General features: G+C 72.9%; 22 protein-coding genes, 2 tRNA genes and 1 pseudogene. 13 read left to right on the top strand and 12 right to left on the bottom strand.

Features of this window, described 5'->3' with window-relative positions; all coding sequences use genetic code 11:
- The first annotated feature begins 77 nt into the window (after nucleotides 1–77).
- The 5 genes from AB0881_RS11545 to AB0881_RS11525 are packed head-to-tail and all read left to right on the top strand — an operon-like array spanning nucleotide 78 to nucleotide 6,213.
- Nucleotides 78–887, top strand: coding sequence for an enoyl-CoA hydratase/isomerase family protein (locus tag AB0881_RS11545; protein ID WP_366616276.1), 810 nt, complete (start codon nucleotides 78–80; stop codon nucleotides 885–887).
- Complete coding sequence (locus AB0881_RS11540) at nucleotides 884–2,533, top strand: AMP-binding protein (RefSeq protein WP_366616274.1); 1,650 nt, start codon at nucleotides 884–886, stop codon at nucleotides 2,531–2,533. The genes AB0881_RS11545 and AB0881_RS11540 overlap by 4 nt, the downstream gene beginning before the upstream one ends.
- Before the next feature lie 11 nt (nucleotides 2,534–2,544).
- Nucleotides 2,545–3,426, top strand: coding sequence for a CoA ester lyase (locus tag AB0881_RS11535; protein ID WP_366616273.1), 882 nt, complete (start codon nucleotides 2,545–2,547; stop codon nucleotides 3,424–3,426).
- 23 nt (nucleotides 3,427–3,449) lie between these two features.
- A complete protein-coding gene (locus AB0881_RS11530; protein WP_366616272.1) occupies nucleotides 3,450–5,414 on the top strand; it encodes an NAD(P)-binding protein in 1,965 nt (654 codons plus the stop codon).
- Between the two features lie 28 nt (nucleotides 5,415–5,442).
- On the top strand, nucleotides 5,443–6,213 hold the full coding sequence (locus AB0881_RS11525; RefSeq protein WP_366616271.1) for an SDR family NAD(P)-dependent oxidoreductase: 771 nt from the start codon (nucleotides 5,443–5,445) through the stop codon (nucleotides 6,211–6,213).
- 1 nt (nucleotide 6,214) lies between these two features.
- Here AB0881_RS11525 and AB0881_RS11520 read toward each other — a convergent pair whose 3' ends face one another.
- A complete protein-coding gene (locus AB0881_RS11520; RefSeq protein ID WP_366616270.1) occupies nucleotides 6,215–6,859 on the bottom strand; it encodes a TetR/AcrR family transcriptional regulator in 645 nt (214 codons plus the stop codon).
- A gap of 131 nt (nucleotides 6,860–6,990) precedes the next feature.
- On the opposite strand from AB0881_RS11520, the gene AB0881_RS11515 reads away from it, so the two are divergent.
- Nucleotides 6,991–8,187, top strand: a complete 1,197-nt coding sequence (locus AB0881_RS11515; protein WP_366616269.1) for a YncE family protein — start codon at nucleotides 6,991–6,993, stop codon at nucleotides 8,185–8,187.
- Nucleotides 8,188–8,215: 28 nt separating this feature from the next.
- Here the strand turns inward: AB0881_RS11515 and AB0881_RS11510 are convergent, their stop codons facing one another.
- The 3 genes from AB0881_RS11510 to AB0881_RS11500 all read right to left on the bottom strand — a co-directional run bounded on the left by AB0881_RS11510 (nucleotide 8,216) and on the right by AB0881_RS11500 (nucleotide 10,767).
- Complete coding sequence (locus AB0881_RS11510; RefSeq protein WP_366616267.1) at nucleotides 8,216–8,488, bottom strand: GlsB/YeaQ/YmgE family stress response membrane protein; 273 nt, start codon at nucleotides 8,486–8,488, stop codon at nucleotides 8,216–8,218.
- 135 nt (nucleotides 8,489–8,623) lie between these two features.
- Complete coding sequence (locus AB0881_RS11505) at nucleotides 8,624–10,054, bottom strand: MFS transporter (RefSeq protein WP_366616266.1); 1,431 nt, start codon at nucleotides 10,052–10,054, stop codon at nucleotides 8,624–8,626.
- 17 nt (nucleotides 10,055–10,071) lie between these two features.
- Entirely contained in the window at nucleotides 10,072–10,767 is a 696-nt protein-coding gene (locus AB0881_RS11500) for a hypothetical protein (RefSeq protein ID WP_366616264.1), read from the bottom strand.
- Nucleotides 10,768–11,441: 674 nt separating this feature from the next.
- On the opposite strand from AB0881_RS11500, the gene AB0881_RS11495 reads away from it, so the two are divergent.
- A complete protein-coding gene (locus AB0881_RS11495) occupies nucleotides 11,442–12,491 on the top strand; it encodes a hypothetical protein (RefSeq protein ID WP_366616263.1) in 1,050 nt (349 codons plus the stop codon).
- 108 nt (nucleotides 12,492–12,599) lie between these two features.
- Here AB0881_RS11495 and AB0881_RS11490 read toward each other — a convergent pair whose 3' ends face one another.
- Nucleotides 12,600–12,779: a hypothetical protein gene (locus AB0881_RS11490; protein WP_366616262.1), complete on the bottom strand. Its 180-nt coding sequence runs from the start codon at nucleotides 12,777–12,779 to the stop codon at nucleotides 12,600–12,602.
- A gap of 294 nt (nucleotides 12,780–13,073) precedes the next feature.
- Between AB0881_RS11490 and AB0881_RS11485 the strand changes: the two genes are divergently transcribed.
- Nucleotides 13,074–13,322, top strand: a complete 249-nt coding sequence (locus AB0881_RS11485; protein WP_366616261.1) for a DUF2798 domain-containing protein — start codon at nucleotides 13,074–13,076, stop codon at nucleotides 13,320–13,322.
- 991 nt (nucleotides 13,323–14,313) lie between these two features.
- Here the strand turns inward: AB0881_RS11485 and AB0881_RS11480 are convergent.
- Nucleotides 14,314–14,387: transfer RNA gene (locus AB0881_RS11480), tRNA-Gly, on the bottom strand.
- A gap of 146 nt (nucleotides 14,388–14,533) precedes the next feature.
- Here AB0881_RS11480 and AB0881_RS11475 point away from each other — a divergent pair.
- The 5 genes and pseudogenes from AB0881_RS11475 (at nucleotide 14,534) to AB0881_RS11455 (ending at nucleotide 18,326) form a co-directional block, all read left to right on the top strand.
- A tRNA-Pro gene (locus tag AB0881_RS11475) sits at nucleotides 14,534–14,607 on the top strand.
- Between the two features lie 61 nt (nucleotides 14,608–14,668).
- The gene (locus AB0881_RS11470; protein ID WP_366616260.1) at nucleotides 14,669–15,370 is read left to right on the top strand and encodes a nucleotidyltransferase domain-containing protein; all 702 of its coding nucleotides are present in this window, start codon (nucleotides 14,669–14,671) and stop codon (nucleotides 15,368–15,370) included.
- Nucleotides 15,371–15,377: 7 nt separating this feature from the next.
- A pseudogene (locus AB0881_RS11465) lies at nucleotides 15,378–15,998 on the top strand (SDR family NAD(P)-dependent oxidoreductase); the annotation flags it as partial.
- A 109-nt stretch (nucleotides 15,999–16,107) separates the two neighbouring features.
- The gene (locus AB0881_RS11460) at nucleotides 16,108–17,136 is read left to right on the top strand and encodes an NAD(P)-dependent alcohol dehydrogenase (protein WP_366616259.1); all 1,029 of its coding nucleotides are present in this window, start codon (nucleotides 16,108–16,110) and stop codon (nucleotides 17,134–17,136) included.
- Nucleotides 17,137–17,228: 92 nt separating this feature from the next.
- Complete coding sequence (locus AB0881_RS11455; RefSeq protein ID WP_366616257.1) at nucleotides 17,229–18,326, top strand: hypothetical protein; 1,098 nt, start codon at nucleotides 17,229–17,231, stop codon at nucleotides 18,324–18,326.
- Here the strand turns inward: AB0881_RS11455 and AB0881_RS11450 are convergent.
- The 6 genes from AB0881_RS11450 to AB0881_RS11425 form a co-directional block, all read right to left on the bottom strand.
- A complete protein-coding gene (locus AB0881_RS11450; protein WP_366616255.1) occupies nucleotides 18,320–18,832 on the bottom strand; it encodes a hypothetical protein in 513 nt (170 codons plus the stop codon). The two genes, AB0881_RS11455 and AB0881_RS11450, sit on opposite strands and share 7 nt — an antisense overlap.
- 44 nt (nucleotides 18,833–18,876) lie before the next feature.
- On the bottom strand, nucleotides 18,877–21,507 hold the full coding sequence (gene alaS / locus AB0881_RS11445; RefSeq protein WP_366616254.1) for an alanine--tRNA ligase: 2,631 nt from the start codon (nucleotides 21,505–21,507) through the stop codon (nucleotides 18,877–18,879).
- A 174-nt stretch (nucleotides 21,508–21,681) separates the two neighbouring features.
- The gene (locus AB0881_RS11440; protein ID WP_366616253.1) at nucleotides 21,682–22,374 is read right to left on the bottom strand and encodes an HAD family hydrolase; all 693 of its coding nucleotides are present in this window, start codon (nucleotides 22,372–22,374) and stop codon (nucleotides 21,682–21,684) included.
- Nucleotides 22,371–23,207, bottom strand: a complete 837-nt coding sequence (locus AB0881_RS11435; protein ID WP_366616252.1) for an alpha/beta fold hydrolase — start codon at nucleotides 23,205–23,207, stop codon at nucleotides 22,371–22,373. The genes AB0881_RS11440 and AB0881_RS11435 overlap by 4 nt, the downstream gene beginning before the upstream one ends.
- 25 nt (nucleotides 23,208–23,232) lie before the next feature.
- Nucleotides 23,233–24,501, bottom strand: a complete 1,269-nt coding sequence (locus AB0881_RS11430; protein WP_366616250.1) for a glycoside hydrolase family 18 protein — start codon at nucleotides 24,499–24,501, stop codon at nucleotides 23,233–23,235.
- 95 nt (nucleotides 24,502–24,596) lie between these two features.
- Entirely contained in the window at nucleotides 24,597–25,070 is a 474-nt protein-coding gene (locus AB0881_RS11425) for a MarR family winged helix-turn-helix transcriptional regulator (protein ID WP_366616249.1), read from the bottom strand.
- Nucleotides 25,071–25,090: the final 20 nt, after the last annotated feature.

Genomic DNA, 25,090 nt, shown 5'->3' with positions numbered 1-25,090 from the left:
ACGTTACAGTTGATTTATGATTATGAAAAGCCTAGATTGGCCGCCGTTGGACGGCAGGACGAGGCAAGGGAGGCCCGGTGGCGGCCATTGAGGTGGAACGGCGCGGGCCGGCGGTGTGGATCCGGATCGACCGGCCCGAGCGGCGGAACGCCTACGACCTGGAGATGGCCCGCGCGATGACCGCGGCCGTCGAGAGCGCCGCCGACGCCGCGGCCGTGGTGATCACCGGTACGGGCGGCGCGTTCTGCGCCGGCGGCGCGCTCGACCAGCTCGGCGACCCCGACCCGGCCCAGCTGCGCGCGCTGTTCGCCGGTTCGCTGCGGCTGGTGGACGCGATCCGCGCCTGCCCCCGCCCGGTGATCGCGGCGGTGGACGGCGCGGCCGCGGGCGGCGGCAACGAGCTGGTCGTGGCCTGCGACTTCGCGATCGCGACCCGGCGCTCGACGTTCGGCCAGACCGGCCCGCGGGTCGGCTCGGCCGGGGTGCTCGGCGCGACCAACCTGCTGGCGGTCCAGATCGGCGAGAAGCGCGCCAAGGAGATGGCGCTGCTGTGCCGCCGCTACTCCGCCGAGCAGGCCCTGGACCTCGGGCTGGTGAACGAGGTCGTCGAGGACGGCGCGCTGGAGGAGGCCGTGGACCGCTGGCTGGCCGAGATCCTCCGGCTCAGCCCGCGCTACCTGGAGATCGCCAAGATCAGCTCCAACCAGTGGTGGAACCAGTCGAAGGACAACATGAGCGCGAGCCTGGGGATGCTCGTCCAGGCGATCGGGAGCGAGGACATGCGCGAGGGCGCGCGGGCGTTCCTGGAGAAGCGCTCCCCGGACTTCCGCGGCGGCCGGAACGCCACCGCCGCGGCCGAAGCAGCAGCCGAAGGGGCCCAGCAGTGAGCTTCCGTCACTACCGCGACCTGCGCGCGGTCTTCCCCGACCGCACGGACTGGGCGCTGCCGACCGTGCTGCGCCACCACGCCGCCGAGCGCCCCGACGCCGTCTGGCTGGACGCGCCGGAGGAGGGCGCCACCTGGACCTACGCGCGGATCCTCGCCGAGGCGGAGGCGGTCGGCCGGGCGATGCTCGCGGCGGGCGCGGCCAAGGGCGACCGCGTCGTGATCGTCGCCGCGAACTCGTCCCGCTTCGTCCGCACCTGGCTGGGCAGCGCCCTCGCCGGCCTGGCCGAGGTCCCGATCAACACCGCGTACGAGCGCGACTTCCTCGCCCACCAGGTGCGGACCGTCGAGGCCCGGCTGGCGGTGATCGACGACGTCTACGCCGAACGGTTCGCCGAGGTCGCCGAGGCGGCCCGGGACATCACGAAGTTCTGGGTCATCGACACCGGCACGGGCCGGCAGGCCGAGGCGATCGAGACGCTGCGCAGCGCCGGGTGGGAGGCCGCGCCCTGGGACGAGCTGCTCGCCGGCGGCGGCGCCGAACTGCCCGAGGTGCTGCCGCGCGACCTGGCCTCGGTGTTCTTCACCTCCGGGACGACCGGCCCGTCCAAGGGCGTCGCGATGCCGCACGCCCAGATGTACTTCTTCGCCAACGAGTGCGTGTCGCTGACCCGGCTCACCGACGCGGACGCCTGGATGGCGGTGACCCCGCTCTTCCACGGGAACGCGCAGTTCATGGCGGCATACCCGACGCTGGTCGCGGGCGCCCGGTTCGTCGTGCGGAGCCGGTTCAGCGCCAGCCGGTGGATCGACCAGATCCGCGAGAGCCGGGTCACGGTCACCAACTTCATCGGCGTGATGATGGACTTCATCTGGAAGCAGGACCGCCGCCCCGACGACGCCGACAACGTCCTGCGCTGCGTGTTCGCCGCGCCGACCGCGGCCACGATCCTGGAGCCGATGAGGGAGCGCTTCGGGATCGAGGCGTTCGTCGAGGTGTTCGGGCTGACGGAGACCTCCGCGCCGATCCTGTCGCCGTACGGCGAGGCCCGCCCGGCCGGCGCCGCCGGGCTGGCCGCCGACGAGTGGTTCGACGTGGCCCTGGTGGACCCGGAGACCGACGAGGAGGTCCCGGTCGGCGAGATCGGCGAGCTGGTCATCCGGCCGAAGGTCCCGTTCATCTCCAGCAACGGCTACTTCAACATGCCGGACAAGACCGTCGAGGCGTGGCGCAACCTGTGGTTCCACACCGGCGACGCGCTGCGGCGCGACGCGGACGGCTGGTTCTACTTCGTCGACCGGTTCAAGGACGCGCTGCGCCGGCGCGGCGAGAACATCAGCTCGTACGAGGTCGAGACCGCGGTCCTCAGCCACCCCGCCGTCGTGGAGTGCGCGGTCATCGCGGTGCCCGCCACCACCGAGGCGGGCGAGGACGAGGTCATGGCCTACCTCGTCACCCGCGAGGACACCACGCCCGAGAGCGTGTGGGAGTGGTGCGAGAGCCGCATCCCGTCCTTCGCCGTACCGCGCTTCCTGCGGTTCGTGGACGAGCTGCCGAAGACGCCGTCGCAGCGGGTGCAGAAGGCCAAGCTGCGCGCGGCCGGGGTCACGCCCGACACCCACGACCGCACGCCCGAGACCCGCTGAGGGGCCGCCCGATGCACCCGTACCGATCGGTCCTGTTCGTCCCCGGCCACAAGTCCGCCTGGGCGCGCAAGGCCCTCGCCGCCGGCGCCGACGCGATCGTGCTCGACCTCGAGGACTCCGTGCCCGAAGGCCTGAAGGCGGAGTCGCGGGCGACGGTCCGCGCGACGCTGGCCGAGCTGCGCGCCGAGGCGCCGGGCGCGGGCCTGTTCGTCCGGCCCAACGCCCTGGACACCGGCACCGCCGGCGCCGACCTGGAGGAGGTCGTCGGGCCCGGGCTGACCGGCCTGTTCACCCCCAAGATCCGCAACGCCGCGGACGTGCTCCGCTGGGAGACGCTGATCGACTGGTTCGAGACCCGCAACGGCGCCTCCGGCCTGGAGATGATCGTCCCGGTCGAGACGGTCGACGCGATCGTGAACTGCCACGAGATCGCCGGGGCCTCGCCGCGCGTCGGCGCGATGATCGGCCCGACCTCCGCGCACGCCGACATCGCCCGCGCGGTCGGCTACCGCTGGTCGCCCGAGGGCACCGAGACCCTCTACCTGCGCAGCCGCATCCTGCTCGCCTGCCGCCAGCACGGCCTGCACGCGCTGACCGGCCTCTGGGAGGACCTCGCCGACCTGGACGGGCTCCGCGCGTTCGCCGACTCCGGCCTGCAGCTCGGCTTCCGCGGGCAGATCGTCATCCACCCCTCGCACGTCCCCGTGGTGAACGAGGTGTTCACGCCCTCCGACGCGGAGGTCGCCTACCACCGGGACCTCGTCGCGGCGGTCGAGAAGGCGGTCGCCGAGGGGCAGGGCGCCGTCCGGTTCCGCGGGCAGCACATCGACCTCGCGCACGCCGACAAGGCGCGCGACTGGCTGGAGCACGCCCGGCGCGTCCGCGGCGCATGACCTTCCCTGGAGAGCCTCGCACGATGACATACCCGCACGTCTTCCAGCCCGTCCGGATCGGCCCGATGCGGCTGCGCAACCGGGTGATGGTGCCGCCGCACGGCTCGGCCATCGGCGACCTGTGGGGCACCGAGGAGCAGGCCGCCCGGCACATCGCGTACTGGAGGGAGCGCGCCAGGGACGGCGCGTCGTGGTTCGACGGCGTGCGCGGCCGCGTGCTCAACCCGGTGGTCCCCGGCTTCGAGCCGCACGGGTACGGCGCCGAGACCCGCGGCAACTACCGCTCGCCGAACTACGTCGAGCGCGTCCAGGAGCTGGTGTCGGTCCTGCACCGCGAGGGCGCCGTCGTCACCTCCCAGCTGACCGTGATCGGCGGCGTCCCGCAGGCGCCCTCGGCGCGGACCAGCTCCCCGATGCACACCTCGCGGCCGCACGTCATGCGGCGCGACGAGATCAAGGGGTACGTGGAGGAGTACCGCTACTCGGCGTCGCGCGCCCGCCAGGCCGGGCTGGACGGCATCGAGCTGCACCTCAACCACGACGACATGCTCGAATGGTTCCTGTCGCCGTACACCAACGACCGCGACGACGAGTACGGCGGCTCCCTGGAGAACCGCGCCCGCTTCGCCGTCGAGGCGCTCACCGCCGTCCGCGAGGAGATCGGCGACGGCATGGCCCTCGGCGTGCGGTTCAACCTGCGCGAGGAGATGCCCGGCGGGTACGACGCCGACGACGGCCTGGTCATCGCCCGCTACCTGGAGTCGACCGGCCTGATCGACTTTCTGCACACCGTCATCGGCTCCCCGTGGGGCGACCCCAGCTACATCCAGCCGCAGTTCTACCGCTCCGCCGAATGGGCGGACCTGGCGGGCCGGGTCCGCGCGGCCGTCGCGCTGCCGATCGTCTACACCGGCCGGGTGAACTCGGTCGCCGTCGCGGAGGAGGTCCTGGCCGCCGGGCACGCCGACGTCGTCGGGATGGCCCGCGCCTACATCGCCGAGCCCCGGCTGCTCACCAAGGCCCGCGAAGGCCGCGCGGACGAGTCGCGCCCCTGCGTCGGCGGCAACGACTGCATCAGCCGCGCGTACGTCGAGCGGCTGCCGTTCGGATGCGCGGTCAACCCGCACTCCTCCCACGAGGTGGAGGGCCCCTGGGGACGGGCCTCGCGCCCGCGTTCCCTCCTCGTCGTGGGCGGCGGCCCGGCCGGGATGGAGCTGGCGGGGCTGGCCGCCGAGAGCGGCCACGCGGTCGAACTCTGGGAGGCCGCGGACGAGCTGGGCGGCCAGCTCCGCATCGCCGCCAAGGCTCCGAGCTACGAGCAGTACGCCAGATACCTCGCCTGGCAGGCCGGACGCCTGGACCGCGCCGGCGTCAAGGTCCGCCTCGGCCACCGCGCGACCGCCGCCGACGTCACGGCCGTGGGCGCCGACATCGTGGCCGTCGCGACGGGCGCCACCGCGTACCGCCCGCCCATCGACGGCATCGGCGGACCGAACGTCGCCGACGGCCGCGAGATCCTCACGGGCGCGGCCACGCCCGGCGAGCGCGTCCTGGTGATCGCCCAGGACGACCACCTGCCGCCGCTCAGCCTCGCCGATCACCTCAGCGAGCGCGGGCACCAGGTGACGCTCGTGTACGGCACCGCGCAGCCCGGCCAGCTCCTCGGCCGCTACATCCTCGGCGGCATCCTGGCGCGGCTGCACAAGCGCGGCGTCGCGTTCCGGCAGCTCGAAGAGGTCGTCGCGATCCACCCCGACGGCGTCCGCGTGCGGAACGTGTACTCCCTCGCCACCGAGGACCTGCGCGGCTTCGACACGATCGCCCTCTCCTGCGGCGGCGACTCCGACGCGGCCCTGTTCGGCGAGCTGCGCGAGCTGCCGCCCGGACGGCTGCCCGAGCTCCACGTCCTCGGCGACGCGTACGCGCCGCGCCGCCTCGTCAACGCCACCCGCCAGGCGTACGCGCTCGCCCGGCTGCTCGCCGAATGACCCCCCTGGTGACCTTCTGGAGGACCGCATGACCGGCCGGCTCGACGGCAAGAACACCCTGATCACCGGCGCCGGATCGGGCCTCGGCCGCGCCACCGCGCTCCGCTTCGCCCGCGAGGGCGCCCGCGTCGCCGTCGTCGACCGCGACATCGAGACCGCCAAGGCGGTCGCCGCCGAGATCGGGCCGGCCGCCCTGCCCCTCGCCGCGGACGTGACCTCCCGCGCGCAGACCGAGGACGCGACCCGTTCCGCGATCGGGGCGTTCGGCCACCTCGACGCGGTCTTCGCCAACGCCGGGATCTCCGGAACGGGCACCGCCGCCGAGACCTCCGAGGAGCAGTGGGACCGGGTCGTCGACGTCAACCTCAAGGGCGTCTGGCTCACCGGCCGCGCCGTCCTGCCGCACCTGGTCGAGCGCGGCGAGGGCGTCATCATCAACATGGCCAGCATGGGCGGGCTGGTCGGCATCGCGGGCATCTTCCCGTACACCGCGGCCAAGGGCGGGGTCGTCGCGATGACCAAGCAGATGGCCGTCGAGTACGGGCCGTCCGGCGTCCGCGTCAACGCCATCTGCCCCGGCACGATCTTCACCCCGCTGGTCGCGGAGAGCCGGGCCGCGCGCGGCGTGCCGGGCCGTACCGACGAGGAGGCCAACGCCGACGCCGCGCAGCGCTTCCCGCTGCGCCGGCTGGGCGAGGTCGGCGACGTCGCCGCGCTCGCGCTGTTCCTGGCGTCCGACGAGGCGAACTGGGTGAGCGGCGGGATCTACACCGTCGACGGCGGCCGCGCCGCGATGTGAGTCAGGCCGCCGGGCGCATCGCGCCCAGGAGCATGCGGACCAGCTCGTCGATGATCTCGTCGAGGGTGGCGTCGACCCAGCCGACGGTCCAGTCGTGCAGGAGGCCGTTGACGCCGCCGATGAACGCGGTCGCGGCGAGGCGGTAGTCGCGGTCGGCCAGCTCGCCGCGCTCGACGGCGCGGGCGGCCTCCGCGCACAGGAAGTCGATCCAGCGGCGGCGCCGGGCGAGGCGCTGGTGGTCCAGCCGCGGGCTCACCCCGATGATCTCGACGAACGCGATCCTGATGCGGCGCGGGTCGCCGGTGACGTCGGTGGCGTACGCGTGGAACAGGGCGGTGGCGCGCTCGGGGAGCGGGAGATCCCCGGCGCCCGCCAGGGCGGCGAGCACGGCGCGTTCCGCGCGGTCGTTCACCTCCAGGTGCAGCTCGGCGAGGAGGTCTTCGAGGGTGCGGAACTCCTCGTAGAACTGGCGGGTCGACAGGCCGGCGGCCCGGCTCAGCTCGGCGACCCCGGTGGCGCGGTAGCCGGGGCCGCCGCCGAACAGCTCCAGGCCCGCGTCCAGGAACCGCCGCCGCCGCTCGGCCCGCCGCTCCTCGGCCGTCCGGCCGCCGTAGGCCCCGGTCGGCCGCCTGAGCCTGCCCGCCATCGCGCCCCCTCTCGCCTCCCCACAGTTTCGCGGATGTGGGCCTTGCCGCCCGCCCCGCCCGCTGTTACCTTCCAGTAACCCAAATCTGAATACGCCGGTATTCGGATTTATCCGCCCCCTGGAGGTGGACCATGGCCCGCACACGCACACGCGCCCTGAGCGCCGCGGTGACGATCGCCGTACTGGCCGGGACCGGCACCGCGAACGCCGCCGCCCCGGCCCTGCGGGAGGTGATGGCGATCGGCAACGGCCAGGGCGGCACGGTCAGCTTCATCGACACCGCGACCCTGGAGAACCTCGGCTCCATCAACGTGGTCCCCGACCTCCAGGAACGCCTCGACGCCATGAACCCGGTGGAACGCGTCGGGTACGAGGCCGTCAACGCCGCCCAGGGCTACCGCAAGCTCGTCGACGACATGGCCGTCTCCCCGGACGGCACCACGCTCTACATCTCGCGCGGCAACCTCGCCGACAGCGTCGCGTTCGACATCGCCTCCAAGCGGATGCTGTGGCGGCACAAGACCGAGGGCTTCAAGGCCGACCACGCCGCCCTGTCCGCCGACGGGAAGCACTTCGTGGTGTCGGCCACGACCGCGAGCAAGTCCGAGGTCATCGACACCGCCACCGGCCGTACCGCCGCCTCGTTCGCCACCGGCACGTACCCGCACGCCAACGACTACTCGCCGGACGGGACGATCCTCTACAACTCCAGCATCGGGATCACGTCCCTGCCGAGGGCCCTCAACGCCCTCAAGGGCAGCAAGGCCGTCACCGCGGTGGACGCGAAGACGTTCCGGCCGCTGCGGACGTACTCGTTCCAGTTCGGCATCCGCCCCGCCGCGTTCACGCGCGACAACAGGACGATGTACGCGCAGCTGTCGTACCTGAACGGCTTCGTGGAGTACGACCTCGCCGCCGGCCGGATCGCGCGCACCGTGAACATGCCGCTCAGCGACAAGGCCGCCGCGATGAAGCCCGACGACTACCCGCAGAACTCGGCGCACCACGGCATGGCCATGAACGGGTCCGAGTCCAAGCTGTGCGTCGCCGCCACGATCAGCGACTACGTCTCCATCGTCTCCCGCCCGGGCCTGACCACGGACGGGACCGTCCGGTACGACACCGACTCCCTGCCGTACTGGACGCAGACCAGCGGCAACGGCCGGCACTGCTTCGTCTCGCTCGCCGAGAAGAACCAGATCTCGGTCGTCGACTACGCCACCGCCAGGGAGGTCGCCCGCATTCCCGTCGGCGACTTCCCGCAGCGCCAGCGGCTGGCCGGGCTGACCCCGCAGGCGGTGGCCGCGCTCGACCCGTCCGACGGCTGACCGGCCCCCGGAGCGGGGGCCGGAGCGGTCAGCGGCCCGAGCGCCTGGCGTACAGGCCCGCGGTCGCCGCCACGCCCGCCGCCGCGACGCCGATCTGCAGCGCCAGCTCGATCCAGTCGATCCCGGCGGTGTCGGCGACGCCGAAGCCGCCGGCGACGGCGGTCCCGATGAACGCCGCGACGATGCCGATGACGACCGTCAGCCAGATGGGGATCGACTGGCGGCCGGGGAGCACGAGCCGTCCCAGCGCGCCGATGATCAGGCCGATGACCAGTGCCGAGATGATGCCGGAGATTTCCATGGCTACCCTGCCTTTCCGGTCGGCGCCAGGTACCTACCACCGGGTACGGATTTCACACCATCCCGGCGGCCCCAATGTCCTGGCCTTCTCACACCGATGAGGGGGGCCGCTGGATGCGGCCCCCCATCCCGCTGGTCAGCGGCTCGCGACCTGATCGCGTTCCACCGTTGAGGCGGCTTCGGGCTTGGGCGTACGCAGGGTCACGGCGGCCAGGACGGCCCCCACAAGGGCGATCAGCCCGGCACCGACGAACGCGGCGGAGAAGCCGTCGGTGAGCGCGGGCAGGTTCCCGACCTCCCCGGCGCCGCCGGCGGCCGCGATGGCGGTCATGGCGGCCAGGCCGAGCGCCGAACCCACCTGGTAGCCGGTGTTGACGATGCCGGACGCCAGCCCGCCCTCCTCGGGCCGCGCGGCGGAGATCGCCGTGCCCAGCGAGGGGATGAAGGCCAGCGACATGCCCAGCGCCGCGAGCAGCGACGCGGGCAGCACGTCCACCAGGAACGAGCCGTCCGGCCGGATCAGCGACAGCCAGCCCATCCCGGCGGCCAGCAGCGCCAGCCCCGCCACGGTGACCGCCTTCGGACCGAAGCGCCCGATCGCCCGCGGCGCCAGGACGATCATCCCGGCCATGATGAGCACGGTCATCGGCACCAATGCCGCGCCCGACGGGAAGGCGCTGTAGCCGAGCACCTGCTGCAGATAGAGGTTCAGGAAGAACCACATCGGGATCCACGCCGCGCCGAGCAGCAGCTGGGCCAGGTTGGCCGCGCCGAGGTTCGGCGTACGGAAGATCGACAGCGGCATCAGCGGCTCCCGCCGCCTGGCCTGCACCGCCAGGAACACTCCCAGCAGCACCAGCCCGCCCGCCAGCACGGCCCAGGTCCCGGCCGCCGTCCAGCCGACCTCTGGAGCGCGGACGATCGCGTACACCACCGCGCCCAGCCCGGCGGTCACCGTCAGCGCGCCCAGCACGTCCACCGAACCGCGGGAGCCGCCGCCGGCGGGCATCAGGAACGGCGCGGCGGCCAGCGCCAGCACCGCGATCGGGATGTTGATGTAGAACACCCAGGGCCAGGAGGCGTACTCGGTGATGACGCCGCCGAGGAAGACACCGGCCGTGCCACCCGCCGGGGCCGCCGCGCCGTACAGGGCCAGGGCCTTCGTCAGCTCGCGTGGCTCGCCGCCGAACAGCATCATCAGCAGCGTCAATGCCGCCGGCGCGATGAGCGCGGCCCCCGCGCCCTGAACCGCACGCCCGGCCAGCTCCACACCGACGCCGCCCGCCGCGCCGGCCATGGCCGAGCCGACGAGCAGGACGGCCCAGCCGAGGCCGAACATCCTCCGCGCGCCGAACAGATCCGACAACCTGCCGCCGAGCAGCAGCAGCCCGCCGAGCGCGACGACGTAGGCGTTGAAGACCCACGACAGGTCCTCCTGCGAGAACCCGAGGTCCTCCTGTATCCGGGGCAGCGCCACCCCGATGATCGAGGTGTCCATGATGACCATGAACTGGGCCAGCGCGATGAGCGCCAGCGCCCACCAGCGGCGGGCCGAGGAAATGGACATGATCACTCCTTGGGAGATCAGGCGGTCACGGTGAAGTCGGCGGTCCGGACGGTGCCGCCGTGCTTGAAGTCGAGGAACAGCCGGTACGTGCCGGGCCCGGGAAGCTCGATGTGGAACCCGATGCCCGGCCCGGGCTCGCCGTCCGGGTGCACGTGGACGTAGGCGAGGTCGCCGGCCCGCAGCACCACCAGGTGCCCGTACGCCGCCAGGTACGGCTCCAGATCATCGACCGGCCGCCCGTCCTTCCGGACGGTGAAGGTCAGCGCCCGGCCCTCGCCGGCCGCCGGCTCGCCCTCCAGCGCGATCTCGTACGCGCCGTCCGTCCAGGTCCGCGCGGGCCCGGGCAGCGGCCGGGGCGCGTACGCACCGGCGACCTCCACGTCCGCGCCGAGCGTCAGCGTGCGGCCGAGTTCCTCCGGAGCGACATCGGCGAAGACCCGGTACGCCCCCGCCTCCGGCAGGTCCAGCCGCACCGTCCACACGCCCCCGTCCTCGACCGGGTGCACGTGCCAGAAGGCGGTGAGGTCCCGGCGGGCCACGATCAGGTGCAGCTTCCTGTCATGGACGGTCGCGTACTCGCGCACGGGCTCCCCGTCCGGCCCCAGGACCCGGAACCGGAAGTCGGCCGCGCCCGGCCGCAACACCCTCGCCTCCGGCTCCAGCGTGTACCCGTCCTCCTTGATGGCGGGCCCAGCGTGGTGCGTCACGTTCATCATCGGCTCCTTCGCTCGTCACTGTGCCCGCCACAACCAGATACCCCTAGGGGGTATTTCACGAACAGACCACTGTTACCTCTTCGTGACCTTCCTGGTCAGAGCAGATCCGCTTGACGCTCGCGTGCCCCAAAGCGGAGGGTGCTACCGGACAGGAGCCCCCTCGCCGCCCTGGCCGCCGCAAGGCCAGAACCCGAATCACCGAGGACTGAGCCGTACCGGTCTGGTGAAGTCTGGTGTACCCCGGGTTTCGTGGTGTCGGGATACTGGAAGCTCATGCCGGTAGTCGGTTCGGGTGGAGTCTTTCGTACTCGATGGGGCTGAGCATGCCCAGTGCGCTGTGGCGGCGTCCGGCTCATTCGCGGTCGTCGGGGGTGGTGATCCACAGCGAACCCTGTGATCGTTGGAGCACTGTCAGTGGTGCCCCCCGACACGGATGAGGCTGGACGATGGCGACTCCAAGAATGCGGACCGACTCGGTGACCAGGGAGCGGCTCGGTCCGCGGGTGCTCGCCGATCTGGAGGCGAACCTGTGGCCGGTCGACTGCCAGACGTGCGGGCGGTCGCTCGGGCGATGGGGGAGCCCCGCGCTGGAGGTCCGGGGGGAGGACGGGTTCGCTACGGCGTCACTGCACCACCGGCGGTGCCGCCCGCCCGCGTGGGTCGAGGGCGGCGTGCAGGCCACCGGGCGACAGCACCTCACATGGCGGGCGGGCTGTTTTCGGCTGCCGCCCGGTGAAATGCCCCTCTTCCTGGTCAACCCCTCGTACGAGTGCGCCCTGCTGCGCGAGGACGGCGGATGGCGGGTCGCCAACCTGGAGCCGTTCACGCGGTTGGGGTTCGGCCTGGAGTTCCCGTCGAGGCCGCTCCCTCCGCTTCCCTCACTGTCGGCGTCGATCGACGGAGACCGCATCCGCGTCGACGTCCGGCACGAAGGCGCGGTCCTGCACGCTTGGCACGACGTTCCGATCGCGCACGACATCGCCAGGGTGACGCACGAGTGGGGAGTCATCATGGTCGCGGCCACCACGCTCATGGACGTCAGCAAGCGGTTCACGATCGGGCAGGTGATGGATCTGATGGCGGCGGGCAGGGTAGCGCTCGCGCAGGCGCCGCTCGTCTCCGTCTCGTACGCGCCGCAGGCCCAGAAGCTCAAACCGCGCGACACCTCCGACCAGCAGGTCAGGGCGTTCAGCCTGGCCGCCGAGGCGATTCGGAGAACCTTCGCTCTGGAGGTGGACGACAGGCAGGTCGCCGCCGGACTCGCGTTGTCGGACGGCGAGACCCTGCTGATCCGGCAGCTGACAGGTAGGGACAGGATCGCAGTCCTGTTCTTGTTGAGCGTTTACTACGCGCTCTGGTCGCGGGACCGGGACGGCGAGCCGGACCGGGCGTGCGGTGTGCACCTCATCGCCCCCGACGCCGCGAGCGCCGACGAACTCGCGGAGTTCTTCTCGGCCGCCGGAGAGACGGGCGTGCTCAAATCGGTCGGCAGATTGGGCGCCCCGCCTCTGTCCGACGAGGGCTCGACCGCGTACCTGTCCGATGCCGTCATCGGGACAGCGGAGCAGTTCGCCGCCGCCTTCACTGCTTACCGCGACGCGGGCGACGACTGGTCCCTTCACGCGAGCCGCGGATACATCGCCATCGCGATCGACGCGTCCGAGCCGGACATCACTCGGACGGACTTCATCCGGCACTACCCGAAGGTGGCCGCCTTCTAAGGAGTGGTCGCCCCGGTAAGGTGCCCGGCGCTGGCCTGTGCATGGGGCGGTGGGCGGGCTATTCGCCCAGGGCGTGGAAGCGGGCGAGCGGGTCCAGGCGACCGCCGTTCACCGCGCGCAGCAGGTCCAGCGCCAGCGCGCGGTAGGCCGGGTACTGGTCGACCTGCAGGGTGAGGTCGGTGTCGCGGCGACCTTGTCGACCAGCGCGGTCTGTGCCTGGTCCAGTTCGCCGGCGACGGCGATCAGGGCGGCCAGGCGCTGGGCGAGGCCGGCAAGGTAGGCACTCATACCCCTTAATGTCCTGGGGTTCGCCTCGATGGCCAGGTATCTGCCGTGGAAGTGCCGGTTCCCGCAGGGACGGTCGGCAACGTTCCTGGGCACCGGACCGGCCGCGAGGATCCGTTATCCTGACCGGGCCTAAAAGATTCAGGCTGGTGTGGTTATTCCAGCCCTCGCGCTCCCGTGAGATGCAGTCGCAGCCGATCATGCGAACCCGAGGCGCAGCCCAACTCCCGCAATGCAGGGGTCGGCGGCGCCACTGCGAGCATCGACGGCGTCGTCGTCCTGGACAAGGAACCGACGATGAACAAGAAGAGCGCCCTCCTGACTCAGGTCATCATGACCTTCATCATGGCTGCGACGATGTCGGGCATCATGGGCCTCATTTTCACGGGGCCGTCCATGGAGTGGCTGACCGGATGGCCCGGGCAGTTCATCATCGCGTGGCCGATCGCCTTCGCTGTCACGATGGTCGCCTGGCCGGCGTCGATGGCATTGAGCAGCGCGATCCTTCGGTCCCGCAAGGGCACGCCTGGCGCCGAAGAGGCCTGACCTCTGCCCTCGAGCGGGCGGTACAGGGCTCGCCGCGCCTGGGCTGTCATCGCCTCCCCGTGATGACCTAGACCAGACCGACCCGCGCCCGCCGTCCGGGCCGTTTCGTCGCCGAGGCCTCCGCCGCGGTGCGCGCGCCGGAAGGCCCGCGGGAGGCTGCGTCACCGTGGTCGATGACCCGGTCACCGACCCATCGGCGGCGATCGCTCCGGCACCCGACGCCGCCACCTGCTTTGGGGGCACCGGTTCCAGGTTGGGTGCCGCCCGGTAGGTCAGCCAGCCCAGCAGGCCACCACCAACCACCACGCACGCCACCGTCGCCGCCAGCCACGCCAGCCCCCACTGCTGGGTCAGCATCCCGGTGGCCACGTTCACCACCGCCCCGACCCCCCACCCCCCCCAGCAGCAGCGGCCGCCTGCCGCCGCCGACCGCTCCCACCGCTCATCACGCTTCCCACAGCGGCGCCCGCCGTACACCAATTGCTTCGCGCCACCCGACGACCCGCCGCTATTTCGCCGTACCCGGACACGACCTACAGAGGCCGAAGTCGTGGCCTTGCCAGGAGCGCGGGTCCTCGGCGGGCAGGCGCAGGTGGCTGCCGATGAGCCGGATGATCGTGTGCCGGACCTCGCGTAGCCCCAGGTAGGCGGTGCGGCGCTGGTTTGTCTGGTGTCCCGTGTCAGCCCGGCAATTCGTCAGGATGCGATCCGGACCACCTCCGCCTGCGCGGAGAGACCACTCCCTGACCTGTATCTCTCTGCGGATGTTTTACGGAGGGAGCCCATGGCTCGGTCGGCTTCCGTGGAACGGTCGAGCAGGCGTCTGTGCTCGACCGTCGACGGAGCATCGGGCCGGGCGGGAAGGCAGTGGGCCTTCCTCGTGGGGTGCCGGTGGAGTCTCAAGGAGCCCGGGAGGAGAGGGGGGCGCGGACAAACGATCACCGACGTGATCGTGGATCCGCGTGATCATGGTGCTGACCTGCGAGAACTCTGGAGCGGGCGACGGGAATCGAACCCGCGTAGCCAGTTTGGAAGACTGGGGCTCTACCATTGAGCTACGCCCGCGCGCTGATGCGGCGCGGCCCCGCGTGCGGGGGCGCCGATCGCCTTCCGTAGGGTACAGGGTTTCGGGGGTGGTCGCGTTCTCCCTGAAAATGGGCGAGGCGTTCGCCGCTGATCGGGTCTAGACTTCACGCGTCGCCGTGACGGAACGGGCTGTGGCGCAGCTTGGTAGCGCACCGGCTTTGGGTGCCGGGGGCCGTGGGTTCAAATCCCGCCAGCCCGACATGAGGTGAGGGGCCCTGTCTCCCGAGGGAGGCGGGGCCCTTCGCGTCCGAGGAGGGGTCGTGGAGATCGCCGAGGTGCTGCTGGCCGGGGTCGTGGGATCGACGGCGTACGGGCTGGCGACGCCCGAGTCCGATGTGGACCGGCTGGCGGTGTTCGCCGCGCCGACGGTGCTGTTCCACGGGCTGCGGCCGCCGACGGGGAAGCAGGCCACGCGGGTCAGGACGGACCCGGACGTCACCGAGCACGAGGCGGGGAAGTTCGCCGGGCTGTGCCTCGGGGTGAATCCGACGGTGACCGAGCTGCTGTGGCTCGAGGAGTACGAGGTCCGGACGGAGCTGGGGGAGCGGCTCGTCGGGATCCGGGAGGCGTTCCTGTCGGCGGCGCGGGTGCGGGACGCCTACTTCGGGTACGCGGTGTCGCAGTTCAGGCGGCTGGAGGGCCGCGGGGACGGGTCGTTCTCGGCGGACACGCGGAAGCGGACGGCCAAGCACGCCCGGCATCTGGCGCGGCTGATCCATCAGGGGCTCGGGCTGTACCGGACGGGGACGCTCAAGGTGCGCCTGGACGATCCGCAGTGGTACCGGGACTTCGGCGAGCGCGTGGCGCGGGGCGAGCTGGACGAGGCCAGGGCCGTGCTGGCGAAGGCCGAGGAGGACTTCGACGCGGCACGGACGCCGCTGCCGGAGCGGCCCGACGAGGCCGCGGTGGAGAAGTGGCTGCACGCGGTCCGAGCGGAGTTCCTGCCGCCCCGCGGGGAATGATCTCGCCATGAGCGAATTCGAGGGCAGGGTCGCGCTGGTCACCGGCGGGGCGTCGGGGATCGGGCTGGCGGTCGTGCGGCGGCTCGTGGCGGGCGGTGCGCGGGTCGTGATGGCCGACCGGGACGAGCGGGTGCGGCGGGTCGCGCGGGAGGAGGGCGCGTCGGCGGCCGTGTTCGACGTCTCGGACCCGGCGGCGGTCGAGCGGGCCGTGGAGGAAATTGGAACGCTCCACCTCGCCGTCAACAACGCGGGGATCAGCGGCGCCGGCGCGACCGTGGGGGAGTACGAGCCCGCGGAGTGGCGGAAGGTCATCGACGTCAACCTGAGCGGCGTCTTCTACTCGATGCGGTACGAGCTGCCCGCGATCGTGGCGTCCGGGGGCGGGGCGATCGTGAACGTGGCGTCCATCCTCGGGACGAACGGGTTCCCGACCGCGCCGGCGTACGTGGCGGCCAAGCACGGGGTCGTGGGGCTGACGAAGTCGGCGGCGTTGGAGTACGCCGAACAGGGGGTACGGATCAACGCGGTGGGCCCGGGGTTCATCGACACGCCGCTGCTGTCGGCGGGTGGGGCCGAGAAGGAGGCGGTGGTCGCGCTGCATCCGGTGGGCCGGCTCGGCCGGCCGGAGGAAGTGGCGGAGATGATCGCGTTCCTGCTGGGGGAACGGGCCTCGTTCGTTACCGGGGAGCTACCACCTGGTCGACGGCGGCTACTCGGCGCGTTGAGATGGGGGAGACATGAAGGCTGTTCAGTACCGGGAGGTCGGGGGATCGCCCGAGGTCGTGGACGTGCCGGAGCCGGAACCGGGGCCGGGGCAGGTCCTGCTGAAGGTGACCGCGGCGGGGGTGTGCCACTCCGACATCGCGGTGATGAGCTGGCCGGAGGTGCCGTTCGGGCTGCCGCTGACGCTGGGGCACGAGGGCGCGGGCACGGTCGCGGCGCTGGGCGACGGCGTCACCGGGCTGGAGGTCGGTGAGTCGGTCGCGGTGTACGGGCCGTGGGGCTGCGGTACGTGCCTGGAGTGCAGCCGCGGCAAGGAGAACTACTGCCTGCGCGCCGACGAGTTGGGGATCCGGCCGCCGGGGCTGGGGGCGCCGGGGGCGATCGCCGAGTACATGCTGGTCGACGATCCTCGCCATCTGGTGCCGCTGAAGGGCCTCGACCCGGTCCAGAACGTGCCGCTGACGGACGCGGGCCTGACGCCGTACCACGCGATCAAGACGGCGCTGCCGAAGATGGTGCCGGGCAGCACCGCGGTGGTGATCGGCACCGGCGGGCTCGGGCATGTGGGGGTGCAGCTGATCCGGGCGCTGTCGCCGGCGCGGGTGATCGCGCTGGACGTGTCGGAGGAGAAGCTGGAGCTGGCCCGCAAGGTGGGCGCGCACGAGACGCTGAAGTCGGACGAGCGCGCGGCCGGCCGGGTACGGGAGATGACCGGCGGTGCGGAGGCGGTGTTCGACTTCGTGGGCGTCCAGCCGACGGTGGAGCTGGCGGTGGCGGTCGCGGGCGTGGACTCGGCGGTGATGCTGGTCGGGGTCGGCGGCGGCGCGGCCAAGGTCGGGTTCGGGGTGAACCCGTACGACATGGCCGTGCGGACGCCGTACTGGGGGAGCCGGTCGGAGCTGATCGAGGTGCTGGAGCTGGCGCGGGCCGGGGCGGTCGACGTGCACGTGGAGACGTACTCGATCGACGAGGCGCCGCGGGCGTACGAGCGGCTGCACGCCGGCAGGGTCAACGGCCGGGCGGTCATCCTGCCGAACGGCTAGCGGGTAAACCGGCGCGGCAGATCGTCCGTCCTCCTGGGTAGGCGACGCGTGCTCACGACTCCCCGCTTCGGCGAGCGCGGGATGGAGGGAGCATGCGATCCACGGTTTTCACGACGCTGGCCTGCGCGGTGCTGCTGGGCCTGGGGGCGGCGCCGGCCGCGGCCGGTACGGGCTGGCAGGTGGCGCACACCTCGCCGGGATTCCCGCAGGACGAATTCGGCGACATCGCCGCGACCGGGCCGGACGACGCATGGGCGGTCGGGTCCGGTCCGTGCTGCGGGGCGCCCGGCGAGCCCCAGAAGATCAGCCGCTGGGACGGCACGGCCTGGCGGGACGTCGCCGCGCCCGCGCCGCCGGGCGCGACGTCCTACGCGACGCTCACGCACGTCGGCGCGTCCTCGCCGCGGAACGCGTGGGTGTTCGGCATCGACGGGAACGGCCTCACCTACGGGCACCGCTGGGACGGTACGGCGTGGCGGACGAGCGTCTTCGAGGAGTACGCCCGGATCCACGACACCGCCGTGACCGGCCCGCGCAGCGCATGGGTCGTGGGGATGCGGCCGACCGCCGACGGTGAGGAGCCGGTGTCCCGGCGCTGGGACGGGCAGGGCTGGACGGTGGCGCCCATGCCCGTCCCCGCGCAGGCTGTGAGCGACCCGCCGCGCGGGCGGCCGTGGGCGATCGGGCAGGGCGAGGGCCAGCCGGTGGTCGCCATGCGCTGGACGGGCTCCGCGTGGCGGACCGTGCCCCTTCCGAAGCCGGAGCTGCCCCCGGACGTCGACGCGTACCCCGGCGACATCCTCGCCCTGGCGCCCGACGACATCTGGGCGAGCGCGGTCCTCGGCAAGGGCGAGAGCGTGTGGCCGGGGGCGGTGCTCTGGCACTGGAACGGGCGCCGCTGGCGGCAGGTGAGGATCGACGCGCCGCGGGACTCCGTGGAGCGGCTCGCGTCCGACGGGCGGGGCGGGCTGTGGATCGCCTCCACCAACGTCCACGAGTCCTCGTACCTGCTGCACTACTCGAAGGGCCGGGTCACCAGGCATCCGGCGCCGCTCGGGGACGGCACCGCCGCGAACGTCCAGGCGATCGCGCGCGTGCCCGGCACGGGCACGGTGCTGGCGGCCGGGCGGCTGCACGGCGACAACAGCGGGGCGTGGGCCGCGACCGTCTGGCGGTACGCGGGTCAGTAGCCGCCTTCGCGCGGTCCCGGGCGGACCGCGACCGTGGCCCGGTCTCTGGCGCGGACCTCGTCGAGGACGGTGGACACCGTCCGCACGATCTCGGCGAGGTCCGCGGGGGCCGGCGGCCCGGCCTTCGGGGCGTCGATCCCGGCCGCCTCCAGGAGGGCCGCCGGGTCGGAGAGCTGCTGTTCCAGCCAGCCCATCGGGTCGCCGGTCAGCTCGTCCACGAAGGTGCGGCGGCCGGGCTCGTTGTCCTTCATGCCGGGGTGGAAGTGCATCCGGTCCCTGGTGCCCGGCCCGCCCGCGGCGGTCTCCAGGAAGTCGGCGCGCCAGACCGCGCGGTCGGCCACGACCTTCTGGGACGCGCTGCGCGAGCCGCGCCAGGGTTCGGGCGCGAGCAGCCGCAGCTCGACCCGCACGCCGCGCTCGCGCCCGCCCCGGACGGGATCGGGATCCACCAGGTAGACGTCCTCCACGGTCACGCCGAGATGGCCGAAACAGAACACCCGCAGCACCGCCGTCTCCTTTCGCCCGGTATGTCGGACGATACGCCGGGCCGTCAGGAGATCAAGGCGCGCGCGGTCCGCGCCGCCCGCGCGACCGCCCGTTCCAGGTGCTCGGGACGGCCGCCGCCCGCGTGGGCGACACTTCCCTTGCCTCCCGCCCCGCCGCCGACCTCCGCCGCCGCCTCCGCGAGGATCTCGCGGGCCGGGACGCGGCCGTCCGACAGCGCCGCGACGAGCGTCGCCCTGCCGCCCGCGCGGGTGCCGAGGACGACGGTCCCGGGCCGCAGCGCCAGCACGTCCAGCGCGAGCGGGCGCAGGTCGCCGTCGGTGACCTCGTCGGGAACGACCTCCGCGACCAGCCACGAGCCGTCCGGCAGGCGCTCGGCCCGTTCCGCCAGGCGGGACGTGAGCGCGGTGCGTTCCGCCGCGCGCAGCGCGTCCAGCTCGCGGCGGGTCTCCGCGAGCACGTCCAGGCGCTGCCGCAGCCGCGCGGGCGCCTGGTCCGCCGGGACCTTGAGCAGCGCCGCCAGCTCCGCCAGCAGCGCGTGCTCGTGGTCGTGATGGCGCAGCGCGTCCGCGCCGGTCAGCGCCTCGATCCGGCGGAGGCCCGTCCCGACGGACGTGTCGCCGACGATCCGCAGCGGGCCCGCCTGCGTGCCGTGCCCGACATGCGTGCCGACGCACAGCTCGCGGGACGCGTCGCCGATGTCGACGACCCGGACGCGGTCGCCGTACTTCTCGCCGAACATCGCGACCGCCCCGGCCGCCACCGCCTCGTCCCGGCCCGCCTCCCAGACCCGCACGTCCGGGTCGTCGAGCAGGTAGTCGTTCACCAGCGCCTGCACCGCCTCGACGTCCACGCCGGTGAAGTGCGCGAAGTCGAAGCGCAGCCGGCCGGGCTCGACGCGGGAGCCGCGCTGGCCCGCGTGCTCGCCCAGGAGCCGGCGCAGCATCGCGTGCAGGACGTGCGTCGCGCTGTGCGAGCGCGCCACCGCCGCCCGGCGCCGGCCGTCCACGACCGCCTCCGCCTCCTGCCCGGTGCGCACCTCGCCCTCGGTCACCCGCACCGCGTGGACGTGCAGGCCGTCCACGCCGAGGCGGGTGTCCACGACCTCCAGGACCGCCGAGTCCGTGCGGAGGGTCCCGGTGTCGCCGACCTGGCCGCCCGACTCCGCGTAGAACGGGGTCCGGTCCAGGACCACCTCGATCTCGCCGCCCTCGGACGCGTGCCCGACGAGGCCGGGGCCGTCCAGCAGCGCCACCACGCGGCCGGTCCCGGACGTCGCGCCGTACCCGGTGAACGACGTGGGCCCGTGCCGCGCCGCGACCTGCCCGTAGACCTCGCGCCGCGCGACCGCGCCGCCCTTGCGGTCCCGCTCGTCGCGGTGCGCGCGGCGCTGCTGCTCGTCCAGCAGCGCCGCGAACGCGTCCTCGTCCACCGTCAGCCCCGCCGACCGCGCCGCGTCGATCGTCAGCTCGACCGGGAACCCGTGGATGTTGAGCAGGTCGAACGCGGTCCGCCCGGGAAGCACCGGCGAGCCCGCCGAGCGCGCCTTCGCGATCTCCGACTCCAGCACCCGCGACCCCTGCCGCAGCGCCCGGTCGAAGCCCTCCTCCTCCGCCTCGGTGACCTGCCGGATCAGCTCGCGGCCGCGTTCCAGTTCGGGCCACGCGGGCGCGAGCGTCTCGACGACCCGGGACGTGAGCGCGGGCAGCACCGGCCCGTCGATCCCGAGCAGCCGCGCGTGCCGCACCGCGCCGCGCATCAGCCGCCGCAGCACGTGCCCGCGCCCGTCCTGGGACGGCAGCACGCCGTCCGCGACCAGGAACGCGATCGTCCGCGCGTGCTCGGCCGCCACCAGGAACGACCGCGACGCCTCCGACCCGTCCCGCCCCGGGTACTCGCGCCCCGCCATCTCCTGGACGAGCCGCAGCACGGGCCCGACGAGGTCGGTCTCGCACAGCGTGTCGACGCCCTGGAGGATCGCCGCGAGCCGGTCCAGGCCGAGGCCGGTGTCGATGCTGCGCGCCGGCAGCCCGCCGACGATCGGGTAGCCCTCCTTCGCGGGGCCCTCGCCGCGGACGTCCTGCATGAAGACGAGGTTCCAGATCTCCAGGTACCGCTCGCCGTCCACCGCCGGGCCGCCCTCGCGCCCGAACGCCGGACCCCGGTCGTAGTGCAGCTCCGACGACGGCCCGCACGGCCCCGGGACGCCCATCGACCAGTAGTTGTCGGCCATCCCGAGCCGCTGGATCCGGGACGCGGGGACGCCGAGCCGCAGCCACAGCCGCTCGGCCTCGTCGTCGTCGCGGTAGACGGTCGCCCAGAGCCGCTCCCGCTCCAGCCCGAAGCCCTCGGTGAGCAGCTCCCACGCCCAGCCGGCCGCCTCCTCCTTGAAGTAGTCGCCGAACGAGAAGTTGCCGAGCATCTCGAAGAACGTCGAGTGCCGCGCCGTGCGGCCGACGTTGCCGATGTCGGACGTCCGCGCGCACTTCTGCACCGACGCCGCGCGCGGATGGTCGGGCACGGACCGCCCGAGGAAGTACGGCTTGAACTGGTCCATCCCCGCGCCGGTCAGCAGCAGCGTGGGATCGGACGGGACGAGCGTGCTGGACGGCACGACCCGGTGGCCGCGCGCGGAGAAGAAGTCGAGAAAGATCTGCCGGATTTCAGGCGAACGCATGGAAAGCCCTCACGAGGTCGACGGGACGACGGCGCACACCGCCGAGCCGGACCGCGCGCGACCGCGCGTTCTCCGGCTCGGCGCGGCTAGCTCGCCGCCCCACCTCGTGGAAGGACATGCCGCCAAAGTACCTCGCGCCAGCGGCCCCGGGCAGCCCATTATCCGTGCCGCGCGCTACGGCGACACGGGACCGCCCGAGTCCAGGACGGCCGCCAGGTCCGCGAGGGTGGTGATGCGGACGACGCCCGGATCGTCCGGCGCGGCGGCGCCCGAGCGGTCCAGCCAGATCCCGCGCAGCCCGGCCGCCCGCGCGCCCAGCGCGTCGGTCGTCAGCCGGTCGCCGACGTAGGCCGTGCGGGACGGCTCCACGTCCAGCAGCCGGCAGGCCACCCGGAAGATCTCCGGGTCGGGCTTGGCGACGCCGACGTCCTCGGACGCCACGACGACCGGGAACCGGCCGTCCAGCCCCACGGCCGCCAGCTTGGCCCGCTGGAAGTCGCCGTTGCTGTTGGTGACGACGGCCATCGGGAGCCCGCACGCGTCCAGGCACGCGAGCACGTCCGGGAAGAGCCGCCAGTTCGCCTCGTAGCGCTCCGCGTACGCGGCGATCCAGGCGTCGGCGCGGGCCGCCGCCCACTCGCCCAGGTCCAGCTCGGCGGCCAGGGCCGTCACCCGCAGCCGGCGCTGCTCGGCGAAGCCCAGCTCGCCCGCCAGGTAGCGGCCGTAGTACTCCTCCTCCAGCTCGAACCAGCGGCGCGCGACCAGGGCCGCGTCGGCCTCCGGGAACGCCGCCACGACGGCCGCGCGGGCCGCGCCCGAGTGGTCCACGAGCGTGTCGTCGATGTCGAAGAGGACGGCCTCGATCACGCGTCCGGCCCGTCCAGGAAGCCCATGAGGGCGGCGGTCAGCTCGGCGGGCGCGTCCTCCTGCACCAGGTGCCCGGCGCCCTCGATCAGGTGGAGGCGGGCGCCGGGGATCGCGGCGGCCAGCTCGTGCCCCTTGGCCACCGGGATCCAGGCGTCCGCGGTGCCCCAGCACACCAGGACGGGGATCGCGATCTCCCCGTACCGGCCCTGGACCTCGTCGGTGTACCGCTGGTCGGCCTGCGCGATCTGGCGGTAGAACGCCGGCCTGCCGTCCTCGCCCAGCCACGGCTCGACGAGGGCGTCCAGCGTCGCCGGGTGCAGGCCGGGCCCGCCGGTCGTGGTGATGTACTCGCGGACGAGCGCGCGGTGCAGGTTCTCCGGGAGCTGCTCGAACACCTCCGCGCTCTCGTTCACCAGCCGGAAGAACGGCGAGCCCCACGGGGCCAGGGCGACCGGGTCGACCAGTGCCAGCCGCCGGTACCCGGCCCCGTGGAGCAGATGCGCGCGCAGAGCGACCGCGCCGCCGAAGTCGTGCGCCACCACGTGCGGATCGGCCAGCCCCCAGTGGTCCAGCAGGTCCGCGAACGCGCGGCCCTGCGCGGCCAGGGAGACGTCCTGCCCGGCGGACTTCTCCGACGTCCCGTATCCGGGCATGTCCCACACGTACACGCGGTGGCGGCTCGCCAGGGCGGCCCCGACGTGGCGCCACACGTACGACGAGAACGGGGTTCCGTGCAGGAGGACGACGGGGTCGCCGTCCTCCCTGCCGAAGGCCGTCCAGCGGATCTCGCCGGAGGCGCCGTCGTACGTACGGTCCGGTTTCCAGTCGCTCATGCGTTCATGATCTCAGCCGGGACCGTCAGCCGAGACCGCCGCGCAGCGCGGTGACCAGCTCCCCTCCGGCGGTGTCCCCGCTCAGCTCCCAGAAGAAGGCGCCGCCGAGGCCCTGGCCCCGGGCGTACGCCGCCTTGCCGCCGATCGTGTCCGGGGTGTCGTAGCTCCACCACTGGTCGCCGCACTTGGCGTACGCGGTGCCGCCGGCCGTTCCGGTGGCCGGGCAGCGGGTCTTGAGGACCTTGTAGTCCTCGATGCCCTGCTCGTACGTGCCGGGCGCGGCGCCCGCCGCCGACCCGCCGGGCGCGCTCTGCGTGACGCCGCGCCACCCGCGGCCGTAGAACCCGACGCCGAGCAGGAGCTTGCTCGCCGGGACGCCCTTGGCCTTGAGCTTCTGGATCGCGGCGTCGGAGTGGAAGCCCTCGATCGGGATGCCGTCGTACGAGCGCAGCGGCGAGTGCGGCGCGGTCGGGCCGTCGGCGTCCCAGGCGCCGAAGAAGTCGTACGTCATCGGCAGGTACCAGTCGACGTACTGGGCCGCGCCCCCGTAGTCGGCGGCGTCGATCTTGCCGCCGGCGGTGGCGTCGGCGGTGATCGCCGCGGTGACCAGGTTGCCGGAGCCGAACCGGGAGCGCAGCGCCGACATCAGGTTCGGGAACGCGGCCGGCCCGCTGGTGTCGCAGGTCAGCCCGCAGGCGTTCGGGTACTCCCAGTCGATGTCGATGCCGTCGAACACGTCCGCCCAGCGCGGGTCCTCGACGAGCCGGTAGCAGGACTCGGCGAACGCGGCCGGGTTCCGCGCCGCCTGGCCGAAGCCGCCCGACCAGGTCCAGCCGCCGAACGACCAGATGACCTTCAGGTGCGGGTGCTTCCTCTTGAGCTTGCGGAGCTGGTTGAAGCTGCCGCGCAGCGCGCCGGCGTCCCAGGTGTCGGCCTGGCCGTCGACGCTCTCGGACGCCTGGTAGAAGCGGTCGTAGTCCGCGTACGCGTCGCCGATGGCGCACTGGCCGTTGGTGACGTTGCCGAACGCGTAGTTGATGTGGGTGAGCTTGGCGGCCGAGCCGCTGGTGTCGATGTTCTTGACGTGGTAGTTGCGCCCGTAGACGCCCCACTGCGCGAAGTAGCCGATGACCTTGTCGCCGGGGGCGGCGGCCGCGGCGTTCGCGTTCGCCGGGGCGTGCGTGCCGGCCGTGGCCGCCGCGGGAGTCTGCGGCGCGGCCAGCAGTGTCGTGGTGGCCGCGACCGCCAGTGCCATGGCGGCCCGTGCCCGTGCTCGTGGCTTCCCTCTGGACATGAGTTCTCCGTTCAGCTCGTCCCCCGAACCTCACAACAGAACCCCGCTCTTAGGAAAGTTTCCTAATAATTAGCGCGGATGGCAAGGGCCCGCCGTCAGGCGCCGCCGAACCAGCCGGGCGTGTCCAGCCGGAAGAAGTCCGCGGGCGTCAGCCGGCGCAGGTCGGCCTCCAGTGCCGCCAGCCGGTCCGCCCCCAGGTCGGCGGCCCAGCGGGCGCGGATCCGGTCGAACGCGGCGGCCGACCGGGCCAGCGAGTCCAGCCCCCGCCCGGTGAGCCGGACGATCTTGCGCCGGGCGTCCCGGGGATCGGTGGCGCGCTCCACGTACCCCATCCGCTCCAGCGACTCGACGGTCTTGCCCGCGGCCTGCTTCGACACGCCGAGCCGCTGGCCCAGCTCGGCCGCGGTGGTGCCGTGCGGCCCGATCGCCTGGAAGACGAAGCCGTGCATGGGGCGCAGGTCCGGATGGCCGGCGCGCGCCAGCTCGGCGTGCACCTCGTCGATGATCGTGCGGAACGCCATCAGCATCCGCAGCGGCAGCTCGTAGCCCGCGCCCGGCTCGCTTGACATGAAAGACAACCTCGTTGACT

Origin of the sequence: Spirillospora sp. NPDC029432, assembly GCF_040703975.1 — a bacterium.
GTDB lineage: Bacteria > Actinomycetota > Actinomycetes > Streptosporangiales > Streptosporangiaceae > Spirillospora.
The sequence above is the reverse complement of the archived record's forward strand: the minus strand, read 5'-3'. Positions and strand labels throughout refer to the sequence as shown.